Source organism: Candidatus Phytoplasma pruni (assembly GCF_001277135.1).
In the GTDB taxonomy this organism is placed as follows: domain Bacteria; phylum Bacillota_I; class Bacilli_A; order Acholeplasmatales; family Acholeplasmataceae; genus Phytoplasma; species Phytoplasma pruni.
Genome location: NZ_LHCF01000004.1, coordinates 16519 through 42483, shown reverse-complemented (window position 1 = coordinate 42483; position 25965 = coordinate 16519). Strand labels below are relative to the sequence as shown.

25 protein-coding genes, 1 tRNA gene and 3 pseudogenes are annotated in these 25965 nt (G+C 27.2%); 22 read left to right on the top strand and 7 right to left on the bottom strand.

From position 1 onward, the window contains the following. Window positions 1-177: 177 nt before the first annotated feature. From CPX_RS03555 to CPX_RS01120, 7 genes and pseudogenes are all read right to left on the bottom strand, one after another. Window positions 178-752 (bottom strand): annotated as a pseudogene (locus tag CPX_RS03555) (transposase family protein); the annotation flags it as partial. Window positions 753-1106: 354 nt separating this feature from the next. Further along, window positions 1107-1426: pseudogene (locus CPX_RS02880) on the bottom strand (single-stranded DNA-binding protein). A gap of 860 nt (window positions 1427-2286) precedes the next feature. After that, a complete protein-coding gene (trhA, locus tag CPX_RS01140) occupies window positions 2287-2964 on the bottom strand; it encodes a PAQR family membrane homeostasis protein TrhA (protein ID WP_053521404.1) in 678 nt (225 codons plus the stop codon). 87 nt (window positions 2965-3051) lie between these two features. Then, window positions 3052-3471, bottom strand: coding sequence for an HIT family protein (locus CPX_RS01135; protein ID WP_053521403.1), 420 nt, complete (start codon window positions 3469-3471; stop codon window positions 3052-3054). Between the two features lie 63 nt (window positions 3472-3534). Further along, window positions 3535-4482 carry a ribonuclease HIII gene (gene rnhC / locus CPX_RS01130; protein ID WP_053521402.1) on the bottom strand — a complete coding sequence of 316 codons (948 nt, stop codon included), beginning with the start codon at window positions 4480-4482 and terminating at the stop codon, window positions 3535-3537. A 70-nt stretch (window positions 4483-4552) separates the two neighbouring features. Continuing rightward, entirely contained in the window at window positions 4553-5197 is a 645-nt protein-coding gene (locus CPX_RS01125; RefSeq protein WP_053521401.1) for a uracil-DNA glycosylase, read from the bottom strand. A 39-nt stretch (window positions 5198-5236) separates the two neighbouring features. Continuing rightward, the gene (locus CPX_RS01120; RefSeq protein ID WP_053521400.1) at window positions 5237-5875 is read right to left on the bottom strand and encodes a S26 family signal peptidase; all 639 of its coding nucleotides are present in this window, start codon (window positions 5873-5875) and stop codon (window positions 5237-5239) included. A 355-nt stretch (window positions 5876-6230) separates the two neighbouring features. Between CPX_RS01120 and CPX_RS01115 the strand changes: the two genes are divergently transcribed. The 22 genes and pseudogenes from CPX_RS01115 (at window position 6231) to era (ending at window position 25918) form a co-directional block, all read left to right on the top strand. Beyond that, window positions 6231-7085, top strand: a complete 855-nt coding sequence (locus CPX_RS01115; RefSeq protein ID WP_053521399.1) for a DegV family protein — start codon at window positions 6231-6233, stop codon at window positions 7083-7085. A 31-nt stretch (window positions 7086-7116) separates the two neighbouring features. Then, the gene (locus CPX_RS03230; RefSeq protein WP_235443193.1) at window positions 7117-7671 is read left to right on the top strand and encodes a hypothetical protein; all 555 of its coding nucleotides are present in this window, start codon (window positions 7117-7119) and stop codon (window positions 7669-7671) included. A gap of 52 nt (window positions 7672-7723) precedes the next feature. Next, the gene (locus CPX_RS03225) at window positions 7724-8044 is read left to right on the top strand and encodes a hypothetical protein (protein WP_235443192.1); all 321 of its coding nucleotides are present in this window, start codon (window positions 7724-7726) and stop codon (window positions 8042-8044) included. A 28-nt stretch (window positions 8045-8072) separates the two neighbouring features. Beyond that, entirely contained in the window at window positions 8073-9095 is a 1023-nt protein-coding gene (locus tag CPX_RS01105; protein WP_053521398.1) for an HD domain-containing protein, read from the top strand. A gap of 214 nt (window positions 9096-9309) precedes the next feature. Then, complete coding sequence (locus CPX_RS01100; protein ID WP_053521397.1) at window positions 9310-10815, top strand: ABC transporter ATP-binding protein/permease; 1506 nt, start codon at window positions 9310-9312, stop codon at window positions 10813-10815. Window positions 10816-11007: 192 nt separating this feature from the next. Next, complete coding sequence (locus CPX_RS01095) at window positions 11008-11322, top strand: thioredoxin family protein (protein WP_053521396.1); 315 nt, start codon at window positions 11008-11010, stop codon at window positions 11320-11322. Window positions 11323-11363: 41 nt separating this feature from the next. Continuing rightward, window positions 11364-12215 carry a tRNA pseudouridine(55) synthase TruB gene (truB, locus tag CPX_RS01090; protein ID WP_053521395.1) on the top strand — a complete coding sequence of 284 codons (852 nt, stop codon included), beginning with the start codon at window positions 11364-11366 and terminating at the stop codon, window positions 12213-12215. A 335-nt stretch (window positions 12216-12550) separates the two neighbouring features. Beyond that, complete coding sequence (locus tag CPX_RS01085; RefSeq protein WP_017191653.1) at window positions 12551-13066, top strand: DJ-1/PfpI family protein; 516 nt, start codon at window positions 12551-12553, stop codon at window positions 13064-13066. A 136-nt stretch (window positions 13067-13202) separates the two neighbouring features. After that, the gene (locus tag CPX_RS01080) at window positions 13203-14732 is read left to right on the top strand and encodes a 2-hydroxycarboxylate transporter family protein (RefSeq protein WP_053521394.1); all 1530 of its coding nucleotides are present in this window, start codon (window positions 13203-13205) and stop codon (window positions 14730-14732) included. A gap of 421 nt (window positions 14733-15153) precedes the next feature. Beyond that, window positions 15154-16341 (top strand): acetate kinase, encoded by a 1188-nt coding sequence (locus tag CPX_RS01075; RefSeq protein WP_017191651.1) that lies wholly within the window; start codon window positions 15154-15156, stop codon window positions 16339-16341. Between the two features lie 62 nt (window positions 16342-16403). Beyond that, window positions 16404-16492, top strand: a tRNA-Ser gene (locus tag CPX_RS01070). Window positions 16493-16706: 214 nt separating this feature from the next. Continuing rightward, a pseudogene (locus CPX_RS01065) lies at window positions 16707-17572 on the top strand (thymidylate synthase). A gap of 117 nt (window positions 17573-17689) precedes the next feature. After that, on the top strand, window positions 17690-18058 hold the full coding sequence (locus CPX_RS01060) for a dihydrofolate reductase (protein WP_235443191.1): 369 nt from the start codon (window positions 17690-17692) through the stop codon (window positions 18056-18058). Beyond that, window positions 18058-18849, top strand: coding sequence for a lysophospholipid acyltransferase family protein (locus tag CPX_RS01055; RefSeq protein WP_053521393.1), 792 nt, complete (start codon window positions 18058-18060; stop codon window positions 18847-18849). The genes CPX_RS01060 and CPX_RS01055 overlap by 1 nt, the downstream gene beginning before the upstream one ends. A gap of 98 nt (window positions 18850-18947) precedes the next feature. Next, window positions 18948-19085, top strand: a complete 138-nt coding sequence (locus tag CPX_RS03220) for a hypothetical protein (RefSeq protein WP_235443190.1) — start codon at window positions 18948-18950, stop codon at window positions 19083-19085. 29 nt (window positions 19086-19114) lie between these two features. After that, entirely contained in the window at window positions 19115-19738 is a 624-nt protein-coding gene (locus CPX_RS01050; RefSeq protein WP_235443189.1) for a hypothetical protein, read from the top strand. Window positions 19739-20120: 382 nt separating this feature from the next. Beyond that, entirely contained in the window at window positions 20121-21407 is a 1287-nt protein-coding gene (gene tig, locus CPX_RS01045) for a trigger factor (RefSeq protein WP_053521392.1), read from the top strand. Between the two features lie 119 nt (window positions 21408-21526). Continuing rightward, on the top strand, window positions 21527-23941 hold the full coding sequence (gene lon / locus CPX_RS01040) for an endopeptidase La (RefSeq protein WP_017191557.1): 2415 nt from the start codon (window positions 21527-21529) through the stop codon (window positions 23939-23941). Beyond that, window positions 23931-24158, top strand: coding sequence for a hypothetical protein (locus CPX_RS01035; protein WP_017191558.1), 228 nt, complete (start codon window positions 23931-23933; stop codon window positions 24156-24158). Before lon ends, CPX_RS01035 begins: the two co-directional genes overlap by 11 nt. Window positions 24159-24299: 141 nt before the next feature. Next, window positions 24300-24491 (top strand): 30S ribosomal protein S21, encoded by a 192-nt coding sequence (rpsU, locus tag CPX_RS01030; RefSeq protein WP_053521391.1) that lies wholly within the window; start codon window positions 24300-24302, stop codon window positions 24489-24491. Window positions 24492-24702: 211 nt separating this feature from the next. Continuing rightward, complete coding sequence (gene ybeY, locus CPX_RS01025; protein ID WP_017191482.1) at window positions 24703-24987, top strand: rRNA maturation RNase YbeY; 285 nt, start codon at window positions 24703-24705, stop codon at window positions 24985-24987. A gap of 43 nt (window positions 24988-25030) precedes the next feature. Further along, window positions 25031-25918: a GTPase Era gene (gene era, locus CPX_RS01020; protein ID WP_053521390.1), complete on the top strand. Its 888-nt coding sequence runs from the start codon at window positions 25031-25033 to the stop codon at window positions 25916-25918. The last annotated feature ends 47 nt before the right edge of the window (window positions 25919-25965 follow it).

The window sequence follows — 25965 nt, the reverse complement described above, 5'->3', positions numbered from 1 at the left end:
TTAATTTTTATTATTAATAATAACTAATTTTTTAAAAAGGCGACAAAAAGTTACCTTTTTTTCAAAGTTCTAGTTTAAAGGGATATTTTTAAATAATTTATCTTAAATTTTGTTCATATTGGATAGGTGAAAGATAGTTTAATTTATTTAAAAGCCATTGATTGTTCCAAATAGAGATAATTGTTTGATAATATTTAAAACTAATTCTTTATTTTGTTTTTTTGAAAATATTAGAAGCGATAATTCGGTTATTAAAAGAATCAATAATACATGAAAAATATAAAAAACTTTGTTAAGTTTTAAAATAAGTAGATGTCAGTGAATAGTTTTTGCATTGTTTGTTTTGTTTTAAAGTCTGGCTTGATTAAATTAGGAACTATGTTTAAATCTTTTTTTAAAGAACGATAATGGTATTTATTTTTTTAATCCTTAAACAACGACAAATAACTTTTTCTTTCATAATGAGATAAACTTTTTTCTTAGTAATAGTTTCATTAAAAATTTTTTGCTATAAATCACTTATTTTTCTATACCCTAAGAAATATTCATGCATTTTACATAAAGATGCAATGCGTTTTTGTTGTAATTTTTAACTTCTTTTTTAATTTTAATTTGTTTTGAATTTTTAACCAATAATAAGTGCTTCTTTTCATTTTAATAGTTTTTAAAATGGTTGTTAAATTTAGTTTTTGATTAAATTGTTTAACCAATTCAAAAACTGTTTTTTTTATTATTTTTTTGATTTTTTTCATTAGAGTTTATAATAATAAATTATCAAATGAAGAAATAAAAAAAAATAAAATTTATTATTTACACATATTATAATAATATTTAAAAAAATTAATTATATTTTAAAATTAATAAATAATAATCAATATCACTAATGTTATTATATTTTTATTTTTTTAAAATAAGTTGATAAAACTTTAGATTATTTGTTTCTGTCCTGTTTTCTTTTGAAAAGTTAAGATGTTCAATATTAATGTTCTTTTATTTTAAAATAAAAATAACGGTCAAAAAAAGATACTGTTATTACAGGAATAGAACCTCCGCCGAGGTTCTATTTTCTTACCTACTTGAAAATGAGTATGTAATAATATGTTGTTTTAAAATGGTAAATTATCTAGTTTGAGGTTTATTATCTAAAAAGATGATTTTATGTACGATCACTTTTGTATTTGTTTTCTTTTGACCTTCGTTGTTGGTGTATTTTTGGATAGATAATGTTCCTTCTAGATAAATTTTAGATCCTTTATGTAAATATTTGTGACAGTTTTCAACTTGTGTTTTAAAAACAACACAAAGAATAAAATCTACTTTTTCTTTGGGTTGATTAACAGCTAAGTGAAAATCTATTTTAGGGATTTTTTTGTTATTACTGTGTTATAATGTATTGTTTTTCTAAATCATGTGCAATTCGACCGATTAATTAAACTTTGTTTAACATTTTTTATTCTTCTTATTTTTAGTTTAAAGACGGTTGCGGTCTTATAATTCTTTAATTATAAATCCAGCGGCTTATTAATTCATAAGCTGTATATCCAGACATTTAAATCTCCTTTTGTTTAAATTTTATTTAAATAGAAAAACAACTTTATTCACTTATCACCTACTCTTTCAAGATGAAGGGTTTTGGAAAGGTTTTAAAGTTAATAATCATCAAATCACTTTAGTATCTTATAAATTACCTTATCTTAGTTTTACCCCTCCTCCAACTGTGCCTTTTTTTAGGAACTGATCGTTTGCTTGAAATGCCATATATTGAAAAAAATATCGATGAAGAACCTAGAGGATAAAAGTGAATTTAGTTTAACTAATAAAGAAATTTATTTATTATCAATATATTTCCCTCTGATAAAAGTTATAGGATTACGGAAAAAGAATATTTTTATGGTTCTGAGGCGTTTTATCCTTATCCATACTAAAAAATAGAAACTACTTATTATGGTGTTTATAATGTACAAAAACCAAATCGAAAGAATCATAAATCGGTTATTAACCTTAACGAAGACAAAAACAATGCTTCCGAATTGATCGAATATAAAAAGGGTGATCCCTGTAAAAGAAGATCAAAACAACCTCTAAAAAAACATGCTTATGATTCACCAGTTAAAGAAATCCAGAAAAGTTATATAAAAAATGCAACAAACGCCCTTTAATATCAACAAAAAAAGACCTCTTATTTAAAGAGGTCGTTTTTTTTTAATTGTTTAAATAGATTTGATATTCTTAATTTTTGCATTTATATAGTAAAATTCTATTATTTGTTAATATTTATGGTTAACTTTACAATTTTTCTAACATATAATGGATAGCTACAACATGTAAAAGATTACCAGCATTAACGAAAAGATGCCAAATAAAATGGTAATATTTCTTATAGGAATTATTATAAAAAATAACTCCTGCGCTGTAAGCGACTCCACCTAAGACCAAAAACAACAAACTCGTTTTCAAATGCCAAAGAGAATGGATTAAAAAAAGACCACTCCAACCTAAGATTAAAAATAAAAACAAATGTAATTTTTCGCCTTTATCGAAACTCAAGATTTTAAAAGACATTCCTATAAAAACCACTATGGTTTGGATCAAGAAAAAGATCCAACCTTTTGTCACTTTAAGACTGCTGATAGAAAACAACTCTTGTTCTAATTTTAAAAATAAAAAAGGGAAGAAACTGCCCCAAATCAATAAATAAATACTTATATGATCTAATCTTTTGAATATTTTTTTAGCTTTAGTAAAAGCTAAAGCGTGATATAAAGAACTCATAGAATAAAGGATCATCATAGTCACAATAAAAGCGAATAAAGGAATACGACTGTGATCTTTACCATGTAAAGAACATTTATGAAAAAAATAAAAAATAAAAATACTGAAAGGAACCATTATGCCGTGTGATATCGCGTTAGCGATTTCTTCACCTATTGTTTGTCGTTCTACTTTTTTAGTTGGCCAATTCATTTTTATGCTATCCTCCTTTCTTGGGAATTTTTTTTAAATAATTAAAAAAGGTTATTTAATCATATTTTTTATTTTAACAAAAAAAATTTATTTATGCCAGTTTTGTAAAATACTGTTTTGAATTTCTTGATAATCTGTTTTAGTCAATTGGTTCATATGATTAACAGTGTCAATTATCAGCTCTTTTTCGTTATAACGCGGCAATAAATGTACGTGAAAATGAAAAACTGTTTGACCGGCTATTGCGCCGTTATTGTTTAATAAATTGATTCCTTCAGCGTTAAAGGTTTGAACTAAAACGTGACTCATTTGTTGGACTACTCCAAATAAATGTTTTAAGATCTCTGTCGGAACTGCGTGTATATTCGCATATTCCTCTTTAGTCGCCACTAATGTATGCCCTTTAGTGTTTTGCGAAACATCTAAAAAAGCGACCACTAAATCATCTTCATATAAAATATAACCAGGAATTTCTCGGCGAATAATTTTAGTAAATATAGTAGACATAATTAAAAAACCTCTTTTTTCTTCTATTTTTTTAAAAGAATAACTATTATTTATAAGATAACGTTATTTTAAATAAGTTCTGATATTTCTAAAATTATTTTTAGAAATATTTTTTAAAACCTCTAAACCTTTGTTTTGATAAATCCACTTAATTTGTTCATCCACTAACTTAGAAGCACCTAATTTTAACTCTATTTGTAGGGATTTATTTAAAGTTTTGATTTCTTGTAAAAAAACATATCTAGCGATAATAGAAGCCAAAGCAACGCTTAAATATTTAGATTCAGCTTGGGTTTCCAAAAGAAGATTGCGGAAAACTTCTTTTTCGTTGGCTAAATAAGCGAAATAATTTTTAGGAGAAGCAAATTGATCTAAAATAACAGGGTATTTTGGATTCGGCAATTCCTTTAAAAATTTTAAAAGATTATTGTTATGCAATAAAGCTTTGATTTTATTCAAATTATTGTTTTGAATTAAAAGGTTGTATTCTTGAGGAGAAAGGATTTGCACACGATAAGGTACTTTTCGCATCACTAAAGGAGCTATGTTCAAAATTTGTTGAGAAGATAATTTTTTAGAATCTTGAATGCCTATTTCTTGTAAAAAAGACATCTCTTCTTTTCTTATTAAAACAGCACATACCACAACCGGACCGAAAACATCGCCTGTTCCTACTTCGTCCAAACCAATGTTATTTGTTTTTGCTAAAAGACTCTCTTTAATAAGGCGGGGAGAAGATTCAGAAGATAAAGTCTGGGAAGGAGGATTAGACAAAGGAAGGTTTGTTTGCTGGGGAAAATTCAATTTTTCTTGAATAAAAGCAATTTCTGTTTGAATATTTTTACCTTGAAGCAAACAAGTTCCTGTTTTAAAAAAAGTAATTTTAACATTGTTTTTTTTAATAACCGCCATAACGGTAGGATTATTATGCGAAATCATGTCTTTTTGGTATTTTTTTTGCAGACTTTTTATTTGTTCTAAATTTAATTTAAAAGTGTGATTTTCAGACATTAAAAACCTCTTATTTTTCCTTGGAAAAAGAATGATTTAATTGATCGATTTAGCTATCTTGTTTTTATTTTTAAGTTAAAGACCAATCAATAATAGGAATTTTATTTTGCGCTAAATATTGGTTTGTTTTAGAAAAAGGTTGAGAATCGAAAAATCCTCTATGAGCTGAAAGGGGCGAAGGATGGGGACTTTTAATAATATAATTTTTTTCCGCATCAATGTATGGTTCAAAAGTTTGTGCGAATTTACCCCATAAAATATAGACAATCTTTTCTTTGCGGTTTAAAGTTTTTAAAATATTTTTAGTAAAACTTTGCCAACCGATATAACTATGACTTAAAGGTTTTCCTTTTTCTACCGTTAAAATAGCGTTTAATAATAAAACTCCTTGAAAAGCCCAATTAGACAAATTGTTTGTCTTTGTTTCTAAAGATAAATCATTTTTCAACTCTTTAAAAATATTTCTTAAACTAGCGGGCGTTTTATCGTTTAAAACACTAAAAGACAAGCCATGAGCTTGATTAACGCCGGGATAAGGATCTTGTCCTAAAATAACTACTTTTACTTTCTCCCAAGGGGTGAATTCAAAAGCATTAAAAATATTTTTTTGAGGAGGAAAAATTTCTTTGCCTTGGTTATATTCTTCTTCTAAAAAAAGCGATATTTTGTGAAAATATTTTTTTTGTTTTTCTTGTTCTATGATGGTTTTCCACACAATATTATTTTATCCCAATTCTTTTAATTAATGGTATTTTTATTCTTTTTCCTCTTCTTTGCCATAGTCCCTTATATAGGATAAATATAAATCAAACATAAATAAGATCAAGACTACAAAAAAGACAAAATAAACATAAAATTCGGGAATAATAAGCACGTGTTTAGCTCTAATATCCTCATATCGTAAATTTGTTTCATAATCCGCAGATTCCTTATTAGTCGCTTCGTTATCTCCTTTGGTCGTTATTAATGTTTTATCTTTGTCTTTGGTATTTCTTTCGTTGATCTCGTTTTTAACAACTCTATGGATAACATATCGAGCACCTTTTTTTTGCAAATCTGAAATATCTGACGTTGTGCCATCTGCTTGTTTCCCGCTAGGTTCAAAAACAATGATATCTCCATCTTTTTTACCTTTGCTAGATGGTTTTAATTTTTCCTTATCTTCGTCTGATATATATTTAATCAAAACATAATCTCCCGGTTTGATAGTTGGGTACATGCTTGGCGTCGGCACTTTAGATAAACTAAAACGAAAATATTTCAAAGTGGTAGCTAATGATCCAAAAACATTAAATAACATCATTAAAACAACTAAGAATAAAATAACGTAATAGAAAACAGTAACAATAATTTTAAAAATATTTTTTATTGGAGAATGATTATTTTTTTTCATGATTTTTTTGTACCATTACTTTTCGAATCTTTTGAGAAATAAATTATTAGAAATAGAATTAACTAACTCAATTATAATATATTTTTATTGTTTTTGGGATAAATTGAATCAATTTTTTTTCATTCTTTTTTATTAATGAAAAAAGGGACAAAATAGTTTTTAAAAAATTCGTTAAGTTAGAAAGTTTCTAATTATTGATAAATAAAGCTCATAAATTAAGATAATTGTTTATTCGTTGGACAACCCTTTCTAATAGAGATTCTTAAATCATGGTTTTGTATCTTTTTTTTGTTATAATGTTGATATAAAATAATTTATGTTTAAATTTAAAGTACATTAGAGGACAAAAAGAAATATGAATACAAAAGTAGTTTCTACTTCGACTAGTTGTTTAGATTATTATTCTGAAGCTGGTGAAATTGATTTAATAAGGATTAAAATTTATATTGATGGTAAAGAATATATAGACGGAGAAAATTTAAGTGCTTATGAATTTTACGAAATTTTAAATAAAAATCCGAAATTAGTGCCTAAAACATCTCAAATTTCAGTAGGCGAATTGGTAAATTATTTTAAAAAATTAGCTCAACAAGGTTATAAAAGGGTTTTAGTGACTACTATTTCTGCCCAATTGAGCGGTACTTATAATGGCGTCGTTCAAGCACAAAAAATAGTGAAAGACGAAATTGAAGTGATTCCTTATAACACTAATACAGTTGGTTTTTCGGAAGGCTATTTCGCTCTGGAAGGGCTACGTTTATTTAAACAAGGGGCTTCTGTTTCGGAAGTTATTCAACATTTAGATAAAATAAAAGCCAATAATACGATCTTTTTTGTTGTTAATTCTTTAACTCAATTAATCCAAAATGGTCGTTTAACTAAAACAAAAGGTTTTTTAGGAAGATTTTTTAGGGTTAAACCTATTTTACAACTAAACGACAAAGGTCAAATAGTGATGGTACAAAAAACTTTCTCTACCGAAAAAGCTTTTGATTATATTATTAACCAAATTAAAGATTATACTAAAGGTAGAAAATATCTTCTGTATTTGCCCTTTACTGGAAACCCTGGATTAAGAAAAGATTTTAGAGTCGCTTTAGAAAAAGAACTAAATTTAACTAATATTTTAGAAATGCCTTCATCTCCTTCTTTAGGCGCTCATGTCGGCAATAATGTTGTTGGAGTAGGGATTATTTTACAAGATTTATAAAATTCAAAAAAATAATCTAAAAGAGACTTTTATGAAAGTTAATCATAAACAAATAGATAAAATAAAGACAGCTCAAAAAGTTTTAAAAATTTTAAAACAAAACCACTTTGAAGCTTTTATTGTTGGTGGAGCAGTGAGAGATTTATTGTTAAATGTGTCTTTTTCTGATGTAGATATTACTACTAACGCTCATCCTTCTGTGGTGCAAAAATTATTTCCTTCTGTTCCTACTGGTTTGAAATATGGTTCTTTAAAAATTTTTTGGGAAGGTCATTCTTTTGAAATCACTACTTATCGCAAAGAAGGGAAATACCTCTCACATCGTTATCCTTCAGAAATATCTTTTATCTCTGATATTAAAATAGATCTTATGAGACGTGATTTCACTATAAATAGCTTACTATTAAATGAAGATGATGAAATTATCGATTATGTTAATGGAAGGCAGGATTTAGCTAAAAAACTGATTAGAACAGTAGGTGATCCGTATCAAAAATTCACAGAAGATGCTTTAAGGATGATGAGGATTTTTTATCTACAAGCTAAATTGAATTTTGATCTGGAAGTTGAAACGAAAAAGTTTTAAAAGAAAATATTTTTTTATTGGCAAAAATAAAACCGCAAACTTTATTAAAAGAATGGAAAAAATTTTAAAACAGAAAAATCTTACCAAAGCGTTTCGTTCTTTCCGAGATAATAACGCTCTTGAAGTGTTAACTAATTTTAAAAAAATCGTTCTTTTCGCCTTAGAAAAGAAAATAAACCATTTTACTTACGAATTATTTTTTAGTTTAGCTTTTCTTTTAGAGCCAAAAATTATCAATGATTACCCTTTTAAGTCAGAAGAAAAAACCTTATTTCAACAAATAGCTTTTTGGTATCAAAAACAACATTATCTCTTATCAGAATACGACACTCAACAACATTCTTCTTTAAATCAACAAATAAAAAAAAATTAAATTTAAATAAATAGTGAATAAAAAAAGTATGAAAAAATTAACTTATAAAGGTTTTTTTATAAATGAATTAAAAAGAGGAAAAAAGATGTATAAAAATCAAAGCAATATTTTAAAAGAAAAAAAAATTGGTCAAAAATATCAATTAATAGGGAAAGTAACTGGCATCAACCAAGGAGAAGACTTCTATAATACGACTATTTCTTTACCTGAAGGAAAATGCGTTAACATTAAATTAGAACCTCAATATACTCCTCCTATTAAAGATAAGATTTATCTTTTTACGGTTATTTGTGCTGAAAAAAAAGAAGATACGGTTTTTATTTGTCAAGATTATACTTTAATAGAGAATGTATTAGATTATCAACCAACTTATGAACTTTATTCGCATTTTTTTAATTGTTCTCCTATTTCGTTCGCTTTAGTGGATGAAATAATTCAAACTTATTTAGATAAAATTCAAAATAAAATATTAAAAGAAATCACGACTAATTTATATTTGAAAAATAAAACTTCTTTTTTAATTTGGCCGGCAGCTTTAAAAACGCATCATAATTATTATGGCGGATTAGGTTATCACACAACTAATATGTTAAAATCAGCTGAATCTTTCGTACGAATTCATTCTTTTTTAAACGTTGATTTATTGTATGCTGGAATTATTTTACATGATATGGCCAAAATAGAAGAATTCGATTTTTCCCAAAAAAAATATTTAAAAAAAGGTTCTTTATTAGGTCATTTAGTGTTAGGTTCTAACAACATTCACGAAGAAGCGCTGAATTTAGGTTATCAAGATAAAGAAGAAGTAACATTATTAAAACATTTATTAATTTCCCATCACGGTTTTTTAGAATATGGAGCCCCTAAAAGACCTCAAACTAGTGAAGCGCTTTTATTATGGCATTTAGACGATATAGACGCTAAATTAACCGCTTTGGGAGAGCTTTTAGAAAAAACTCCATCGGGAGAATTTTCAGAACCCTTATCAGCTGTAGGTAAAAGAAATTTTTATAAACCTTTATTTGACGAAAAAGATAAGAATAAAGAATAATAAAGATTTTCGAAGGTCTTTTTTTAAAATTAATGGGCGTTTTTTTATTCAAATAAAGGGGCTTTATTTTTGTCAAAAAGGTTTTCTTTTGTGTTAAAATGAATTTATGAAGAGAAAATCAAAGTAAACTAGTCAACTTTTAACCTTTCAATTTTACAAAATTAAAAAAAGAACTAGTTCAATTTATTTTTTTTAGAAAGAAAAGGATTTAAAAATGTTTGAGTTAATCAAAATTAATAAGGGTTTTGTTACTAAAACCGGCGTATCTACAATAGGTTTAAATAATATCTTTTTAAAATTGCCAAATAAAGGTTTAATCTTTATTTTAGGAAAATCAGGATCGGGCAAATCGACTCTTTTAAACTTGTTGGGAGGACTCGATAAGTGTGATAGTGGAGATATATTAATTAATAAGTTTTCTATAAAAGAATTAAAACAAAATGATTTAGACGACTATCGAAACGGCGTTTTAGGCTTTATTTTCCAAGAATTTAATTTAATAGAAAGTATGAATGTTTATGAAAATATCGCTTTAGCTAATGAGCTTCAGGGCCAAAAACCGGACAATAAACTAATTTATAACTTATTAAAAGAAATGGAACTTTTAGGTTATGAAGAAAGAAAAATTAACGAATTATCAGGCGGACAAAAACAAAGAATAGCCATCGCTCGTGCTTTGGTTAAAAATCCGGAGATTATTTTAGCGGATGAACCAACAGGGAACCTGGATTCAAAAACTGGCGAACAAATTTTTAATATTTTAAAAAAATTATCACAAGATAAATTAATTCTTATAATTTCTCACGATGTTGAAAGTGCTTTTAAATATGGAGACCGTGTGATCGAATTAAAAGATGGTCAAATTATAGAAGATTTAACTAAAGACCGAAACTTAGTTAAAACTAAGCAACCTAAGTTCACTCAAGGACAAGTTTTAAACGAAGACATAATTCAACAAATTCAAGATCAAGCTAAAAACGCTCATAGAGAAGGATTTGTGCCAACACAAGAAGTTCTTTTAGAAGAACAACCAGTAACGTTGAAAAATGTTTCAAGTCAACTACCTTGGAAAAAAGCTTTTAAAATGGGAGCTTCTGCTTTCAAAAATAAAAAAGTTTCATTAGTGTTTTCGGCACTCATTGTTTCTTGGGCGGCGACTATTTTTGCATTCATTGTAGAAACTTTTATTTCTTTTAAAGAAGCATTACGGAAACTTATCTTAGTTACAATTACAGGTTATGCAAATGCGAATCCTGCAATGAAAAAACAAATTGAAGAAAGTGTAAATTTGCAGCTTGAACAAAAATATGACACTTTAAAAGAACAGTTTTATTTGGCTCGCATAGGTTTAATTATTGTTTTAATAGTTATGAGTCTTATTGCCTTTATGATGATATACATGTATTTCAACGCCAGCATTAAATTGAAAAAGAAAGAAATTGGTTCTTTAAGAGCTTTAGGAGCGCGAGGTTCAACAGTTTCTAAAATATTTTTATCTGAAGGATTTATTTACGCAACAACCATCAATATATTAATTTTAGCTTTCCATTTGTTAGTAGGAGCAAGGTTTACAGTTTTTTCAATAATAGCAACACTTAGATTTTGGTTGATTTTAGGAGTGGAATATTTATTTGTTTACGCTTTAACATTCCTTTCTATTGCTCTTCCAATTTACAAATTATCGCGCAAAAAGCCAATTGATGTTATCGCAAATAAATAATTACAACAAATTTTTATTTAGACCTTATTTTTAAAAAGGTCTTTTTTAATGTTTTTTATATCTAGAAAATATGTTTCTTTAAGGAGTAAATATTTTTTTAAAAGAGACAATGTAATATAATAATAATGAATATCATTTTATGATATCAATTAGAAAATAATTTTAAATATAATTTAGAAAGGTTATACACAAATGTCAGACAACACTACACCAAAAATAGATTTTCAACAGTTAATTAATCAACAAGAATTAGTTTTAGTATATTTTTACGCTTCTTGGTGTTATCCTTGTCAAAAATTAATGCCTGTTTTAGATGAATATTTTGCCAAAAATAAAAATATTTCTTTAGTTAAAATCGATATTGATCAACATCCGAAAATAACGAAAGAAAATAAAGTAAATACTTTCCCTACTTTAATTTTTTATAAAAACAGGAAAGAAATCAAAAGAAGAATAGGCTATTGTTCTTCAGAAGAATTAAAATCTTTTTTAGAAAATAATGCATAATTGTTTTTGATAAAAAAGAAAGCAGTGTTTAATAATGAAATATGGATGGATTTTTTTTAATAAATAAAGAACCTAATATGACATCGCATGATGTCGTTTATAAAATCAAAAAAAAATTTAATTTTGCTAAAACGGGTCATACAGGGATTTTAGATCCTATGGCAAAAGGACTTTTAATCGTTTTAATCAATCGAGCAACTAAATTAGCTTTTTTGTTTGAACATTTAAATAAAGGTTATCAGGGGAGTATGATTTTTAATAAACAATACGACACTTTAGATATAACTGGTACTTTAACCGCTCAAAAAGAAATACCTTTGACTAATGAAATGATACAAGAAAGTTTTCGTTTTTTCGATCAAAAACAATATCTACAAAAACCTCCTCTTTATTCCGCCATTAAAGTTAAAGGGGGGAAATTATATGATTTAGCGAGGAAAAACATCGAGATAGATGTTGCTCCTAGAAAAGTTAAAATATATCATTTAGAGATGGTTTCAGCGTTGAAAAACGATCAAATAAAATTCGTGACTAATGTTTCCAAAGGAACCTATATTAGAGGCTTGGCGAGAGATATTGGGGAAAAAATGAATACTTACGGTTCTTTACAATCTTTAACAAGAACCCAAATTGGTTCTTATAATTGGAAACACGCTAAAACAATTGATGAGGTTAGTTTAGAAGATTTAAACGATGTTAAAATCTTATTTCAAAATCATAAACAAATCCTTTTAAACGATTATTTCGTTAGATTGGTACAAAACGGTGTTTATTTAGACGAAAGACAGATTATAACTGATGAACCTTTCTTGGTTTTAGATAAAAAAGAAAATTGGGTCGCTTATTATGAACCAATTAAAAAAAATAAATACCGTCCTAGATATTTTTTTTAATAAGTAAAAGTTTTTTTGCTTCATAACCAAAAGACTTTATAAATTAAAGTCTTTTTTTATTGATAAAAAAATATTTTTTTCTTCCTTAGAACCAATACGCCTCAAAAAGATCGTTTCTCAGTTTTAAACAAAGATAAAATAAATTTTACCATCAGAAGAAATTTAACAAAATTTCATTAATAAGAAAAAAATATAAAAAATAATTATAAATTAATGATAAAATTTAATAGTAAACAAGATAAATTTTTTTGCAAATTTATATAAAAAAGGAGAATCAATTTTGTTAAGTATTTTTATTTTTAAAAGATAATGATATTTAAGATTGAATAAGAATTATGAAAGGTTTATTAGTTTTATATAATGGTTTTGAAGATTGTGAAGCTTTAGTAACAAGAGCTTTACTGAAAAAAACAAATTTAGATGTTACTACTTTGACATTAAACGAATCTTTAAATGTTTTTTCATCGCAAAAACTTCAAGTTAAAGCAGATATGTATATTGATCAAGTTAATTATGATAATTATGATTTTTTAATTCTTCCAGGTGGTCCATATGTAAAAAAATTATTAGATGAAAACGTTCGTGACTTACAAATTATTTTAGATATTATTAAACATTTTGCCGATAGAAACAAAATTATTGGAGCTATTTGTGCAGCGCCATCTTTCTTAGGGAAGCTTAATTTATTAGAAAATCATCAATTTACTTGTTATCCTGGTTATGAGAAATATATTGTTGGCAATTATACAAGTGAAATTCCAACAGTTGTGAGCGGTAATTTTGTTACTTCTCAATCTCCAGCAACAGTTTTTGATTTTGTCTCTCATTTGATAGATCAATTAATCGTTTAATAATAGTTATAAATAACGATTATTAAAAATATTTTTAGTCCTTAATTAGAAACAATTAAAAAAGTTGAAATATTTTAGTCATTAAATATAAAAAATAATTATAAAAAAATTTAAGAAAGAAGAATATAAAATATTGATGCAAACACAAAATTCTGAAAAAAATATTTCGTTTCCAAGTTCTAAAAAACCAATAACTATTTTAGGTTTCCCTCTTTATTTAATTTTAATTATTTTAGCTATTTCCATAGCTTATTTAGGCTTTTCTTTTAGCGTGGAAAAAGTTGACACAGTTGACAAAGGCGTAATAAAATGGCACAATTTAATTGGTGTTTTATTAATCGCTATGGTTGTAGCTGAATTATTTAAAGTAATAGGTAAAAAAACTCCTATTTTAAAAGATATTGGCGGTGGAGCTATTTTAAGCTTATTAGTGCCTGCTTTTATTTTCAATTATAATTGTACATTTTTAAACGATAAATTCCGATTCAATTTGTTTCAACAAGCTTTTAGAGATAATATAAAAACCTTTAACGGTGCTATCGGTTTTTCTGAAATGTTTGTTGCTTCTTTAGTGGTTGGGAGCCTTTTAGGAATTGACAAAGAAATGTTGAAAAGAAATGGTCTTAAATTTTTATCTTTAGTAGTTATTTCTTTAATCGTTTCAGCTACATTTGTCGGTATAGCCGGTTGGTTTTTAAACCCTATAGGTGGTATTGATCGTCTTGGTGGTAGTGGGCAAGACAAAAACGGTGCTTTAAATGCTTTATTTTATATTTTTGTCCCTATTGCTAGCGGTGGTCTGACTTGCGGCATCATTCCTCTATCTACTATTTTTTCCCAAAGAAAAGGAAAAGAGATTGTAGGCGGTGCCGATGGAACGACTGTTCAAGCATTGTTTACAGCGCACATAATAACTGCTTTATTGATTGGCGGTATAGTAAGCGTTATGTTTAGTGGATTAATTAAAAAAATATTTGGCAAAAGTAAATTCAGCAGCCCAACTGGTTCATTAGAAAAAGAACTTTTGCCTTCTTTTGTTCCTAATGCAGAAGCAAATACGGCAGAAGTTAAAAAAGAAGAAAACAAAATTACTTTTGAACAAATCAAAACTGGTTTTGTAGCTATTTTCGCTTTATACGCTGTAAGTGCTTTAACCCGTTCTCTTCTTGCATGTTTAATACCAAGTGCTAAAAATTTAATTCCACCAACTATTATTTTCTTAGTGGTTTTAGTTTTAGTTTTCAAAGTGTTTGACATTATTTCTGATCGTTTCGTTAAAAGTATTGAACAAGCGTCTAAATTAGTGACTAATAACTTATCTTCCGCTATTTTAGTTGTTATCGGGGTAACGATAGATATTAATGCAGTGATAAAAAACGTAAGTAATATTAACTTTTTCATTGTTTCTGTTTTAACCGTATTAACAACCGCATTAACGTCTGCTATTGTCGGAAACAAAATGGGTTATTACCCAGTACAAGCTTCTATTGCTGGTGGACTTTGTGCTAACAGTATTGGTGGGGTAGGTAATTTAGCTATTTTAGAAGCATCAGATTCCTTCGAATTGATGCCTTATGCGCAAATTTCTACTCGTATTGGTGGAGATTTAGTGGTTATTATCGCTAGCATCTTTTATCCTGTTTTTTATACAATATCTATTTTATAGTCTATAGTCAATTAATTTTTAAAAATCCCAAAACTAAACTGTTTTATTTGTCGCAACAGTTTAGTTTTTTTCTTTTTTAAACGATAATCACTCCAAGGTGAAAGGTAAACTATAATCATTTATTCTAAAAGACGTTTAATGGGAAAAAAATAAATTTAACAATTATCCATCTATTTTATTTTTAATTCCTTCGCTGCGTAACATAAATGTTTTTTATTGTTCCAAAGTAATTCAATAATAGATATTTTCAGGAAATAAAAGATTAATTTTACTTCAAAAATACATTTTTAATATTTTTATATGTTAAAATAAAAAAGGTTGCTTAATTTAATTATAATTTGAATAAAATTAAAAAAGTTTTTGACGAAAATATTTCCAACTAATATGTTAGAAAAAAATATAAAAAGGAGAAAAATATATTATGAAAATCATGTCTGTTAATGCAGGTAGTTCTTCTTTAAAATTTCAATTATTAAATATGAAAAATGAAGAAGTTCTTTGTGACGGTTTATTTGAAAGAATAGGCAATACGAATACTATTTTTAAAATTAAAACACCAGGACACAAACAAGAACAAATTGTTCCTATTTCGGACCACAAACAAGCGGTAGAAATGTTGTTAGAATATTTAATTGAAAAAAACTTCATCAAAATGCTAGATGAAATTGATGGAGTAGGGCACAGAATTGTTCAAGGTGGAGAATATTTTAAAAATTCTGTTGTTTTAACAGAGGAAAACATTAAACAAGTTGAAAGTTTAAATAATTTAGCTCCTCTTCACAATCCTGCTAATCTTTTAAGCATTAAAGTTTTTAAAAAAGTTTTGCCACAAACTTTACAAGTAGGTGTGTTTGACACTAATTTCCATCAAACTATGCAAGAACAAAACTTTTTATATGCGACGCCTTATGAATGGTATCAAAAATATAAAATTAGAAAATACGGTTTTCATGGCATCTCTTATCAATATATCTCCCAAAAAGCACAAGAAATTTTCCAAAAACCTAACTTAAAATTAATAGTTTGTCATGCTGGCAACGGCGTTTCTTTAACTGCTATTGAAAATGGTAAATCCGTAGATACTTCCATGGGCTTCACTCCTTTAGAAGGCGTACCGATGGGAACGCGTAGTGGCAATGTAGATCCTAATATTGTTACTTTTATCGCTGATAAAGAAAATAAAACAGCTAAAGAAGTGATTAATGAATTAAATAAAAAATCCGGTTTATTAGGTGTTTCAGGCATTTCTAATGACGGACGCGATTTAGAAAACATGATTCAAAAAAACAACAAAAGAGCTTTATTAGCTTTTGAAATTCAAATCAAAAGAGTTGTTGATTATATCGCTAGTTATTATGTTTTACTGAAAGGTGCTGATGCTTTAATTTTTACAGCCGGAATAGGTGAAAATTCTTCTTTCTTCCGCAGAGAAGTTGTTAAACGTTTAGAGGTTTTAAATATTTATTTAGATCAAGATTTAAACAATCAACGACTGCCAGGAGAAAGAGTCATTTCTACACCTGAATCTTCAGTTAAAGTAATGGTTATCCCTACTAACGAAGAAATAGCTATAGCTCGAGATGTTGTGGCTTTAAAACAAAACAACTAATTTTTTTTCAAACCTTTTTACCACTTTGACTTTACTTAAATGTTGAAGTAGTAAAAATTATCGGAGGGGTACTCAAGTGGTTTAAGAGGCTCGCTTGGAAAGCGCGTAGATCTGAAAAGATGCGAGGGTTCGAATCCCTTCTCCTCCGCCAAATTAATAAATATTTTTCTAATGTTAAAAAAAAATCTCTTGATTATTTTTGAACTTTTTTTATCGCTTTATAACAAAACATCTTTTAAATAAAACATTTAATCGGATTAAATCTTTTCTTTAAAAGATGAACAAAAATAAATATATTCCCAAAAGTTTAATTTTTTTAATATTAAAAAATACTTCTCAAAATGAAAAAAGGTAATTTGATTCATATGAAACAATATTTAGAATTATGCAATTGGATTGTAGCAAAAGGAGAAGTGCGCAAAAATCGCACTAAATTCGTTACTCAAAGTATTTTTGGTTATCAAATGCGTTTTAATTTAGAGGAAGGTTTTCCTTTGGTTACTACTAAAAAAGTTCATTTAAGATCTATTATTCATGAATTATTATGGTTTATCAAAGGAGATACTAACATTCGTTACTTAGCAATAAATAATGTTAATATTTGGAATGAATGGCCTTATCAAAAATTTTGTCAATCGTCAGATTTTCAAGGCGAAAGTCAGAAAGAATTTATTGATAAAATTAAAAAAAATGCTCAATTTGCAGAAAAACATGGGGATTTAGGACCTGTTTATGGAAAACAATGGCGTGATTTTGCCGGAATAGATCAATTGCAAAAAACCATTCAAGAAATAAAAAAAACCCTAATTCACGTCGTTTAATTGTTTCAGCTTGGAATCCGCCTTTGGTAGACGAAATGGTTTTACCTCCTTGTCATGTCTTAATGCAGTTTTATGTCAATAAAGGCAAAATTTCTTTACAATTGTTTCAACGTAGTGGTGATGTTTTTCTAGGCATCCCTTTTAATATCGCTTCATATTCTTTGTTATTGATGATGGTGGCACAAGTGACCGGTTTAGAAGCTTATGAATTTATTCATACTTTAGGTGATGCACATATTTACCACAACCATTTGGAACAAATCAATATTCAAAGAAAGCGTATACCAAAAAAACTACCTCAAATGCTTTTAAACCCTCAGGTAAAAAACATTGAAGATTTCTGCTTTGAAGATTTTAAATTAGAAAATTATCATTATCATCCATCTTTAAAAGGAGAAGTAGCAGTATGATTAGTTTGATTACCGCCTTGGATTCTAATTTTTAATTGGAAATAAAAATAGTTTACCTTGGCATTACCCTAAAGATCTGATTTTTTTTAAAAAAAAACTTTCCAAAAAAAAGTTTTAATGGGGTGGAATACCTATCTTTCTTTAAAACAATATTACCGCAATAAATCTTTGCCTTTTGCTACCGCTTATATCGCTAGCAATTCTCAACAAGGCAATTTATCAGACGGAATTATTGTCAACGATTTAATCGCTTTTTTAAAAAAGTATCAAAATTCGCAAGAAAATATTTTTATTATAGGCGGAAGTCAAATTTATGCTCAATCCTTGCCTTATGCTGATGTTTTATATATCACTCATATCTTAAAAAGGTATAAAGGGGATTCTTTTTTTCCTTACGTAGACTTGGCCCAATACCAACTCATAGAAAAAGATATCCAAGAAGAATTGATTTTTGCTACTTATCAAAAAGGAGGCAAAGTTAAATAATGTTTACTTTATTTTTCGTCACATCTTTTTTAACTTTTTATATTTCCTTTGTTGTGTATTGTAAATGCGGCATAGAAGGTTATTTTTTAAGTTTTTTCGCTAGTGTAGCCTTATCTTGGATTATGGTTTTATTGGTGTTTTTTATTATGATGTTTATTAACAGAAGGTTAAAAATTAACAACTCTTTTCAACAGAAAGTTGTTGCTAGCATCTCTAAATTAATTCTTAGATTTTTCCGTATTAAAGTAACAGTTTATAACCAAGAATTAATACCTTATAAAGGGAATTTAGTAATTTATTCTAATCATAAAACTAATTTTGATCCTTTTATTATCGCTTGTGCGATTGATAGAACTATGTCTTTCTCGCCTAAAGATGATTTGTATAAAGGTCGTTGGGGTTGGTTTTTAAGTTATTATTTTAATTCTATTCATTGTTTAAAAATAGTCAGAGACAATCCTCGCGCAACAGCACAAAACTTAAACCAAGCGATTGAAAATGTGAAACAAGAACTAGCTATGCTTATTTTTCCTGAAGGTGGCGTTGTTAACAAAAAAAACGATAAAATCATCAGTACTTTAGATGGAGCTTATAAAATAGCTGTTAAAGGCGAAGCAAACATTCTTCCTATCACTCTCAAAGGGGCTTATAAAATGAGAAAGAAATTTTGGTTCAAAAGAAAAAAAATCGAAGTAATCATTCACCCTCATATTAAATATGAAGAATATAAAGGCAAAAATACACAACAAATAGGTCAAGAAGTGGCTGATATTATTAATTCAGCTTTATAAAAAACAAAATAGAAAGTATGCTTGCAAGCCTGATGTTTAACAAATTATTTTTTCAACGAATAACCAAAATATTTCTTTTGGGTATGTTTTTCTTTTTCATGATTACTTATTTTCCTTTCTCATCTAAAAATAGTAAAAATGTTTCTAACGATCTGTCTTCTGTAAAAAAGGTTCATCATTATCAAGAAGAAGAGGGAGATTTTTTTCCAGATGAAAAAAGGAAAAAAATAATATAAAAACAGAAACCGTCAACGGTGAAACATATTTGACTTTTTCTCAATATGACGAAAACGGCTTTTTATCGCAAGAAAGAAAATTTCATCAAAACGGTACTTTTGCTCTTTCTTATAAAAATTTTTACCTTAACGGACAATTAAAAACTGTGAGAGAAAATTATCAAAATAGCGATCAGATACATTTTATCCGCAAATACAATAAAAAAGGTGTTTTATACGAGGGGGAAACTTTTTCCTTGCAAGGCAAAACCATTGGTAAAATAATTAATTTTCCGGACGAAGGTTTAATTCAAGAAAATATTTATCACCCGGACAATGAACAACTTTCTCAAGTGTTAGAATACACTTCAGAAGGACAATTGATGCGTTCTTGGAAATATTTTTTCGATTCTAAAAGTTTAAAGAATAATGTTCAAAGATTTATAGAATATGATGCTGATGGCAAAATTCTGAAAATCACTTATTTTTATCAAAATTTTAAACAAAAAGTGATCTACGACAGACATAAGTCCGAAAGGAAAAACAATTTATTTGGTTGTTTAAATTTTTTTAAGAAAAAACTAATCATTTTTATGATAGTAAAATTCATTAATATTAAAAAAAAGATTATTTTAGTTCAAAAAAGGAGATTATTTCCTTTTTTTCTTCTTTAAAAAAGTGAAAAAAATATCACGTTATTAACTTCTTTTTTCCGCAAAAAAGAGAGAGGAAAAGTAAATAAATTTTATTTTCTTTATTTATTTTATAATTAATGTATAATTAAATTGAAATATAAATTTGTTTGAATTCTTCAAAAAGAAAATTATCAAAAGCATTATTTTTATCAACTTTGCATTAGTTATAAAAATAATGTATTTTCTTTTATGAAACTTCATTTTTAATTTTAAATAAACTAAAAAGGATATAAAAATGTAATGATTAGAATAACAAAATTAGCCCATTCTAATAATTACATAAATAAAAATTTATAAAATATAGGTAATAAAACATGCAAATTAAAAAAAAAATAACGATTTTGTACAATATCACTTTGACGTGACTGTCAATGAATTCGAATCTTATATCAAAAAAGCTTTTGACAAAATTCAACCTAAAGTAGAAATTAAAGGCTTTAGAAAAGGACATGTTTCCCAAAAAGTTTTTGACAAGCATTATGGCCATTCGGCTTTATATAAAGATGCTTTCGGCATCATATATGTAGAAAAATTTCAAGAAATATTAACTAATAAAGAATTTAAAACTGTAGGAGAATCTAAATTAGTTGATTTTGATATTGAAAAATTAGACAGACAAAAACCTTTTAGTTTCGGTTTAGAAATAGCTTTAAAACCAGAAGTAAAAATATGTGATTACCAAAAAATTACATTAAATGATTTTAGAAAAAATGTCACTGATGAAGATGTTCAAGCGCAAATGGATTTATTATTAAAACAAAACGAAACATTAGCGCCAAAAACAACTGATAATCCTTTAGAAATGGGCGATGTAGCTATTTTCGATTTTAAAGGTTTTGTGGACGGCACTCCTTTTGAAGGTGGAGAAGCGACAAATCACAGTTTAGAAATTGGTTCTAATCAATTCATTCCTGGTTTTGAAACAGGTATGTTAGGAATGAAAAGAAAAGAAAAAAGAGATATAAAAGTGGTTTTTCCTGAAAATTATGGTAAAAAAGAATTAGCTGGAAAAGAAGCGGTTTTTCAAATCTTTTTAAAAGAAATAAAAACTCCTCAAAAATTCGTTGTAACGGATGAATCTATTAAAAATTTAAAATTACCTAATATTGAAACAGTAGATGAGTTGAAAAAAAACATTAAAGAACATTTAGAAAACCAAAACAATTCAGAATATAATAACGAAGTTCTACAAAAAGTTTTTGAATATTTAATCGCTAATTCTACTTTAACACTTCCTCAACATTTTGTACAAACAGAAGTAGAAAATATCAAACAACAATTTGCTTCTCAACTGCAAGAACAAAACATGAATTTAGAACAATATTTAAAAATGACTCATTCTAACGAAGAAGAATATGAAAAAAACATTTCTGAACAAGCTTTAAAAAACGTTCAAATTAATTTCTTATTAGACGAAGTAGTGGCTAAAGAAAATATACAAGTTACTCCAGAAGAGATAGAACACAGATACCAACAAATAAGCGCATATTATAAAATTCCTATCGATAAATTAAAAGAAAATTATGCTGTGGAAAACATCAAAAACGGTTTATCTCAAATTAAAGCTGGCGATTTGTTAATTAAAAAAGTTGCTTTTAAAGAAGAAAAAGAAGTTTCCCGACCAGAAACAACAAAAGAAAATAAATAAATTATTTTTTCACAATAAAAAATTTTTTTAGATTATAATATAATTTATAATCTTAATAAAAATGAACAAAATAATATTAATTTAACTTCACGCATAAAAAAGGATGAGTGGTGAATAAAATGAATAAAAAAGAAAACATTGATAAAATAGAAAAAATCGATAAAAAAAATAAAGCAAAAATGGATGATGATATTATTCCTAACGAATTGCCTGTTGTTATTGTGAGAAACGTTGTGCCCATTCCTTCTAATGACTTTAGAATTGAAATAGGACGCTCTTTTTCTATCAATGCTATTAAGCAATCAGAATTACTTGAATCTCCTTACGTGGTCATTTTATTGCAAAAAAATTTTTTACATGAAAAACCGAAAGTTTCTGATATAGAAAAACACGGCGTTTTAGCTAAAGTTTTACTTGCTATTAAAATTGATGATTTTCTTTACAAAGTTAAATTCCGTATTTTAAATCGTGTTAAAACACAGAAATTAACGAAAAAAGATAATTTATATAGTGCTAAATTTCTGAATGTTCCTACAGTTTTAGGCGATTTACAAGAAGAACAAACTTTAATCAAATTAATCATTCAACAAATTACTTCAAATATAAGTCAGTTTTTATTAATTTCTGAAAATAGTTTTTTAGAACAAATACAAAACGGCGTAACAACCGAAAAAGCAGCTGATTTAATTATTTTTGCTTTAAGAATAGAAGAAAAAGAAAAATATAAATATTTAAAAGAACCTTCTTTAAACAAAAGATTAGTTTATATTTTGCAAGACATTAGAGTTAAAATAGACGTAGTTGAGTTAGAAAATAAAATTAACGAAGAAGTTAAACGTAGTATTGATGAAAATCAAAAAGAATTTTATTTAAGAGAAAAAATACGTGTTATTCAAAACGAATTAGGCGATAAAGTTAAAAAAGAAGAAGAAATTGAAGAATTAAGAAAAAAAATTAATTCCGCTAATATGCCTAAAACAATTAAAGAAAAAGCTTTACAAGAACTTTCTCGTTATCAATCTATCTCCTCAGCAGTAGCTGATTCCTTTGTTATTCGTAATTATTTAGATTTTTTAGTAGCTTTGCCTTGGCAAAAAACAAGTAAAGATGTTAATGACTTGGAAAAAATACAAGCTACTTTAGAAAAAAACCATTACGGGTTAGCTAAGGCTAAAGAACGTATTGTAGAATACGCAGCAGTCAAAATCATGACTAAGAAAAACGCTCAAACTATTCTTTGTTTATCAGGTCCTCCTGGCGTTGGTAAAACTACTTTAGCTATTTCTATCGCTGAAGCTTTAGGGCGTAAATTCGTTAAACAATCTTTAGGTGGTATGCAAGAAGAGAGTGAAATAAGAGGACATAGAAGAACTTATGTAGGTGCTATGCCAGGGCGTATTTTAAGCAGTTTAAAAGATGCAGGCGTGAGAAATCCAGTCTTTTTATTAGATGAAATTGATAAACTAGTGACTAATTCGCATCATGATCCTTCTTCAGCTTTATTAGAAGTTCTTGATCCGAAACAAAACCAAAATTTCGTCGATCTTTATTTATCTGAACCTTTTGATTTATCGCAAGTTTTATTTATCACAACTGCTAACGATTTAAGCACTATCGCTCCTCCTTTAAGAGATCGTTTAGAAGTGATTGAACTAAGCTCTTATACAGAACAAGATAAATTAATTATCGCTAAAGAACATTTATTGCCTAAACAGTTAAAAGAACACGGCATTGATGAAACTCAATTCGAAATTGACGATTTAACCTTACTTTATATCATCAGACATTATACTAAAGAGGCTGGCGTGAGAAATTTAACTAAGAAAATAGCTCATTTAATACGTAAAACTGTTAAAGAAATTTTAATCAATAAAGTTGAAAAAGTAAAAATCGATAAAAATAACATCGAAACATATTTAGGTAAAGTTATTTTCCAACATTTATTAATGGAAGAAAAACCTCAAATTGGCGTGGTTAATGGTTTGGCTTATACTTCTTTTGGTGGAGATATTTTACCAGTAGAAGCGACTTATTACAAAGGTAAGGGTAAATTAGTTCTTACCGGTCATTTAGGCAAAGTTATTGAAGAAAGTGCTTTTACAGCTTTTAGCTTTTTAAAAGCTAATGCGGAAAAATTAGGCATTGATTATAAAATTTTTGATGAAAATGATTTCCACATTAACTTTTTAGAAGGCGCTATTCCTAAAGATGGTCCTTCCGCAGGCGTTACTATCGCAACTTCCATTTATTCAGCTATCAAAAAAACATGTGTTCGTAAAGATGTAGGAATGACGGGAGAAATAACTCTAAGAGGTTCTGTTTTACCGATTGGCGGTTTGAAAGAAAAAGCTATCGCTGCTAATAGAAGCGGACTTAACACAATTTTCATTCCTAAAGATAATTTAAAAGATGTGGATGAAATTCCTATTGAAGTAAGAGAAAAATTAGAAATTATCGCTATTCAAAACGCTGATGATGTGTTTTTAAAAGTTTTAGTTTCTTTAAAAGAAGAGGTTTATAATAATGTCCTTTAGTCAAATGCAAATATTAACAAGTAATTATGTAGTATATCCAGTCGCTGTTTTAATTATTTTAGGCATCTTATTTTCTTCTGAAAAAAGCGTTGTAGACGCTTTTACAGAACAATATGGCGATAACAGTTCTCAAGGAAAAAGTTCCCCTTTAGATAAAATCATTTTTATCTTAGTTTTTATCCTCTTTTTTTCAGCTTTCATTACGATACGTAAATAAAAAAGAGAAAAAAAGATATTTTTTTGTTATAAAATATTGACATTCGTTATTTTATATGTTAAAATATTTTTAGTTGCAAAATATTTTATAAAAATTATAAATATAAATATTTTTTATAGTAAAAAAAAGGGGGATTGTTAAATGCCTAAAACTATAGTTCTCGAAAAAGAAAATATTGATGACGCTTTACGCAGATTTAAAAGAGATGTCTCTAAATCTGGTAATCTTGTGCAAGCTCGTAAAAAAGAATATTATGTTAAGCCAAGCGTAGAGAGAAAAAATCGTAAAAAAATCTTAAAAAACAAAAACATTAAATTATTTTTAATAAAATAAGCTACCTATCCAAAAAGGTGCTTTTTTTTATTTAAAATATAATTTTTAGTATAAAAATATTATATAAAAGGAAATTAAAACTTAATATGATTATTAAAATACATAATCAAACTGACATAAATATTAAACCTTTTACTAACGCTTTATTCAAAATATTTAGTTCTTTTGAAAAAAAAAAAACTAACATATCGTTTTTATAGATAATATTAAAATGCAAGAAATGAATTTGTATTATCGTCAAAAAGATTATCCTACTGATGTTTTGACTTTTGTCAACGATGCTAATGACGATTCTTTAGGGGATATTATCATTTCTTTACCCAAAGCTTTTGAACAGGCGGATAAATTAAACCACAGTCATCAAAGAGAAATCATTTTTTTAGCTGTACACGGATATTTACATTTAAAAGGTTATGAAGACAAAACAGAAGAAGGATTGTTGGAAATGATCGAAATACAAAATAAAATTTTAAAAGAATATAATTTAGATATATAGTTGTTTGAATAAATAATATCAATTTTGAAGGAGAAAAAAATTAGTGTTTAAATCAGGTTTTATTACTATGATAGGCAATACTAATGTAGGTAAATCTACATTATTAAATTCTTTGATAAAACAAAAAATTTCTATTACTAGTTCTAAATCGCAAACTACTCGTAATAAAATTATGGGCATCATTAATGACCCTCATTATCAATTAATTTTTGTAGACACTCCGGGAATACATAAAGAAAAATATTTATTAAATAATAATATGAATTCTTTAGCGATACAAAGTATTAAAGATGTGGATATTGTTTTATTCGTAGTTGATCGCGAATGTACGTCCAAAGAAGAAAAAATTTTACAAACTATTCAACAACATAATAAAAAAGTGATTTTAGTGATTAATAAAATAGACGAAATTAAGCAAAAAATTTTAATTGATAAAATTATTTTTAGTTATTTAGAAAAATTTCCTTTCGAACACATTATTCCTCTGTCTGCTATGACGCAACAAAACGTAGATATTTTGCAAGACAAAATTTTATCTTTAACAGAAGAAGGTCCGCTTTATTTCGATAACACCATGGTTACTAACGTGACAGAACAAGAAATGATTTCAGAATTAGTCAGAGAAAAAATACTTTATCACGTACACGAAGAAGTTCCTCATGCATGCGCTGTCACAGTAGAAGATATGCGCTCGATGGAAGAAAATCCTTCATTGTTGGAAATTTCGGTTTTAATTTTAGTGGAAAAACCTAGCCAAAAGAAAATTTTAATCGGCGCTAAGGGTGAAAAAATAAAAAGAATCGGTACAGAAGCTAGAAAAGATATCAACTGCACTTTAAACAAAAGAATTCATCTTAACGTCTGGATTAAAGTAGAAAAAAATTGGCGTAATAGAATTAATTTGTTAAAGCAATTAGGATATATGCATTAAATACAACAATAATATATATATTATTTATGACAAAAAAGCAAAGGATA

Coding starts and splice junctions, on each gene's coding strand:
- trhA (WP_053521404.1), bottom strand. CDS start 2,964: ATGAATTGGCCAACTAAAAAAGTAGAACGACAAACAATAGGTGAAGAA.
- CPX_RS01135 (WP_053521403.1), bottom strand. CDS start 3,471: ATGTCTACTATATTTACTAAAATTATTCGCCGAGAAATTCCTGGTTAT.
- rnhC (WP_053521402.1), bottom strand. CDS start 4,482: ATGTCTGAAAATCACACTTTTAAATTAAATTTAGAACAAATAAAAAGT.
- CPX_RS01120 (WP_053521400.1), bottom strand. CDS start 5,875: ATGAAAAAAAATAATCATTCTCCAATAAAAAATATTTTTAAAATTATT.
- CPX_RS01115 (WP_053521399.1), top strand. CDS start 6,231: ATGAATACAAAAGTAGTTTCTACTTCGACTAGTTGTTTAGATTATTAT.
- CPX_RS03230 (WP_235443193.1), top strand. CDS start 7,117: ATGAAAGTTAATCATAAACAAATAGATAAAATAAAGACAGCTCAAAAA.
- CPX_RS03225 (WP_235443192.1), top strand. CDS start 7,724: ATGGAAAAAATTTTAAAACAGAAAAATCTTACCAAAGCGTTTCGTTCT.
- CPX_RS01105 (WP_053521398.1), top strand. CDS start 8,073: ATGAAAAAATTAACTTATAAAGGTTTTTTTATAAATGAATTAAAAAGA.
- CPX_RS01100 (WP_053521397.1), top strand. CDS start 9,310: ATGTTTGAGTTAATCAAAATTAATAAGGGTTTTGTTACTAAAACCGGC.
- CPX_RS01095 (WP_053521396.1), top strand. CDS start 11,008: ATGTCAGACAACACTACACCAAAAATAGATTTTCAACAGTTAATTAAT.
- truB (WP_053521395.1), top strand. CDS start 11,364: ATGGATGGATTTTTTTTAATAAATAAAGAACCTAATATGACATCGCAT.
- CPX_RS01085 (WP_017191653.1), top strand. CDS start 12,551: ATGAAAGGTTTATTAGTTTTATATAATGGTTTTGAAGATTGTGAAGCT.
- CPX_RS01080 (WP_053521394.1), top strand. CDS start 13,203: ATGCAAACACAAAATTCTGAAAAAAATATTTCGTTTCCAAGTTCTAAA.
- CPX_RS01075 (WP_017191651.1), top strand. CDS start 15,154: ATGAAAATCATGTCTGTTAATGCAGGTAGTTCTTCTTTAAAATTTCAA.
- CPX_RS01060 (WP_235443191.1), top strand. CDS start 17,690: ATGGGGTGGAATACCTATCTTTCTTTAAAACAATATTACCGCAATAAA.
- CPX_RS01055 (WP_053521393.1), top strand. CDS start 18,058: ATGTTTACTTTATTTTTCGTCACATCTTTTTTAACTTTTTATATTTCC.
- CPX_RS03220 (WP_235443190.1), top strand. CDS start 18,948: ATGATTACTTATTTTCCTTTCTCATCTAAAAATAGTAAAAATGTTTCT.
- lon (WP_017191557.1), top strand. CDS start 21,527: ATGAATAAAAAAGAAAACATTGATAAAATAGAAAAAATCGATAAAAAA.
- CPX_RS01035 (WP_017191558.1), top strand. CDS start 23,931: ATGTCCTTTAGTCAAATGCAAATATTAACAAGTAATTATGTAGTATAT.
- rpsU (WP_053521391.1), top strand. CDS start 24,300: ATGCCTAAAACTATAGTTCTCGAAAAAGAAAATATTGATGACGCTTTA.
- ybeY (WP_017191482.1), top strand. CDS start 24,703: ATGCAAGAAATGAATTTGTATTATCGTCAAAAAGATTATCCTACTGAT.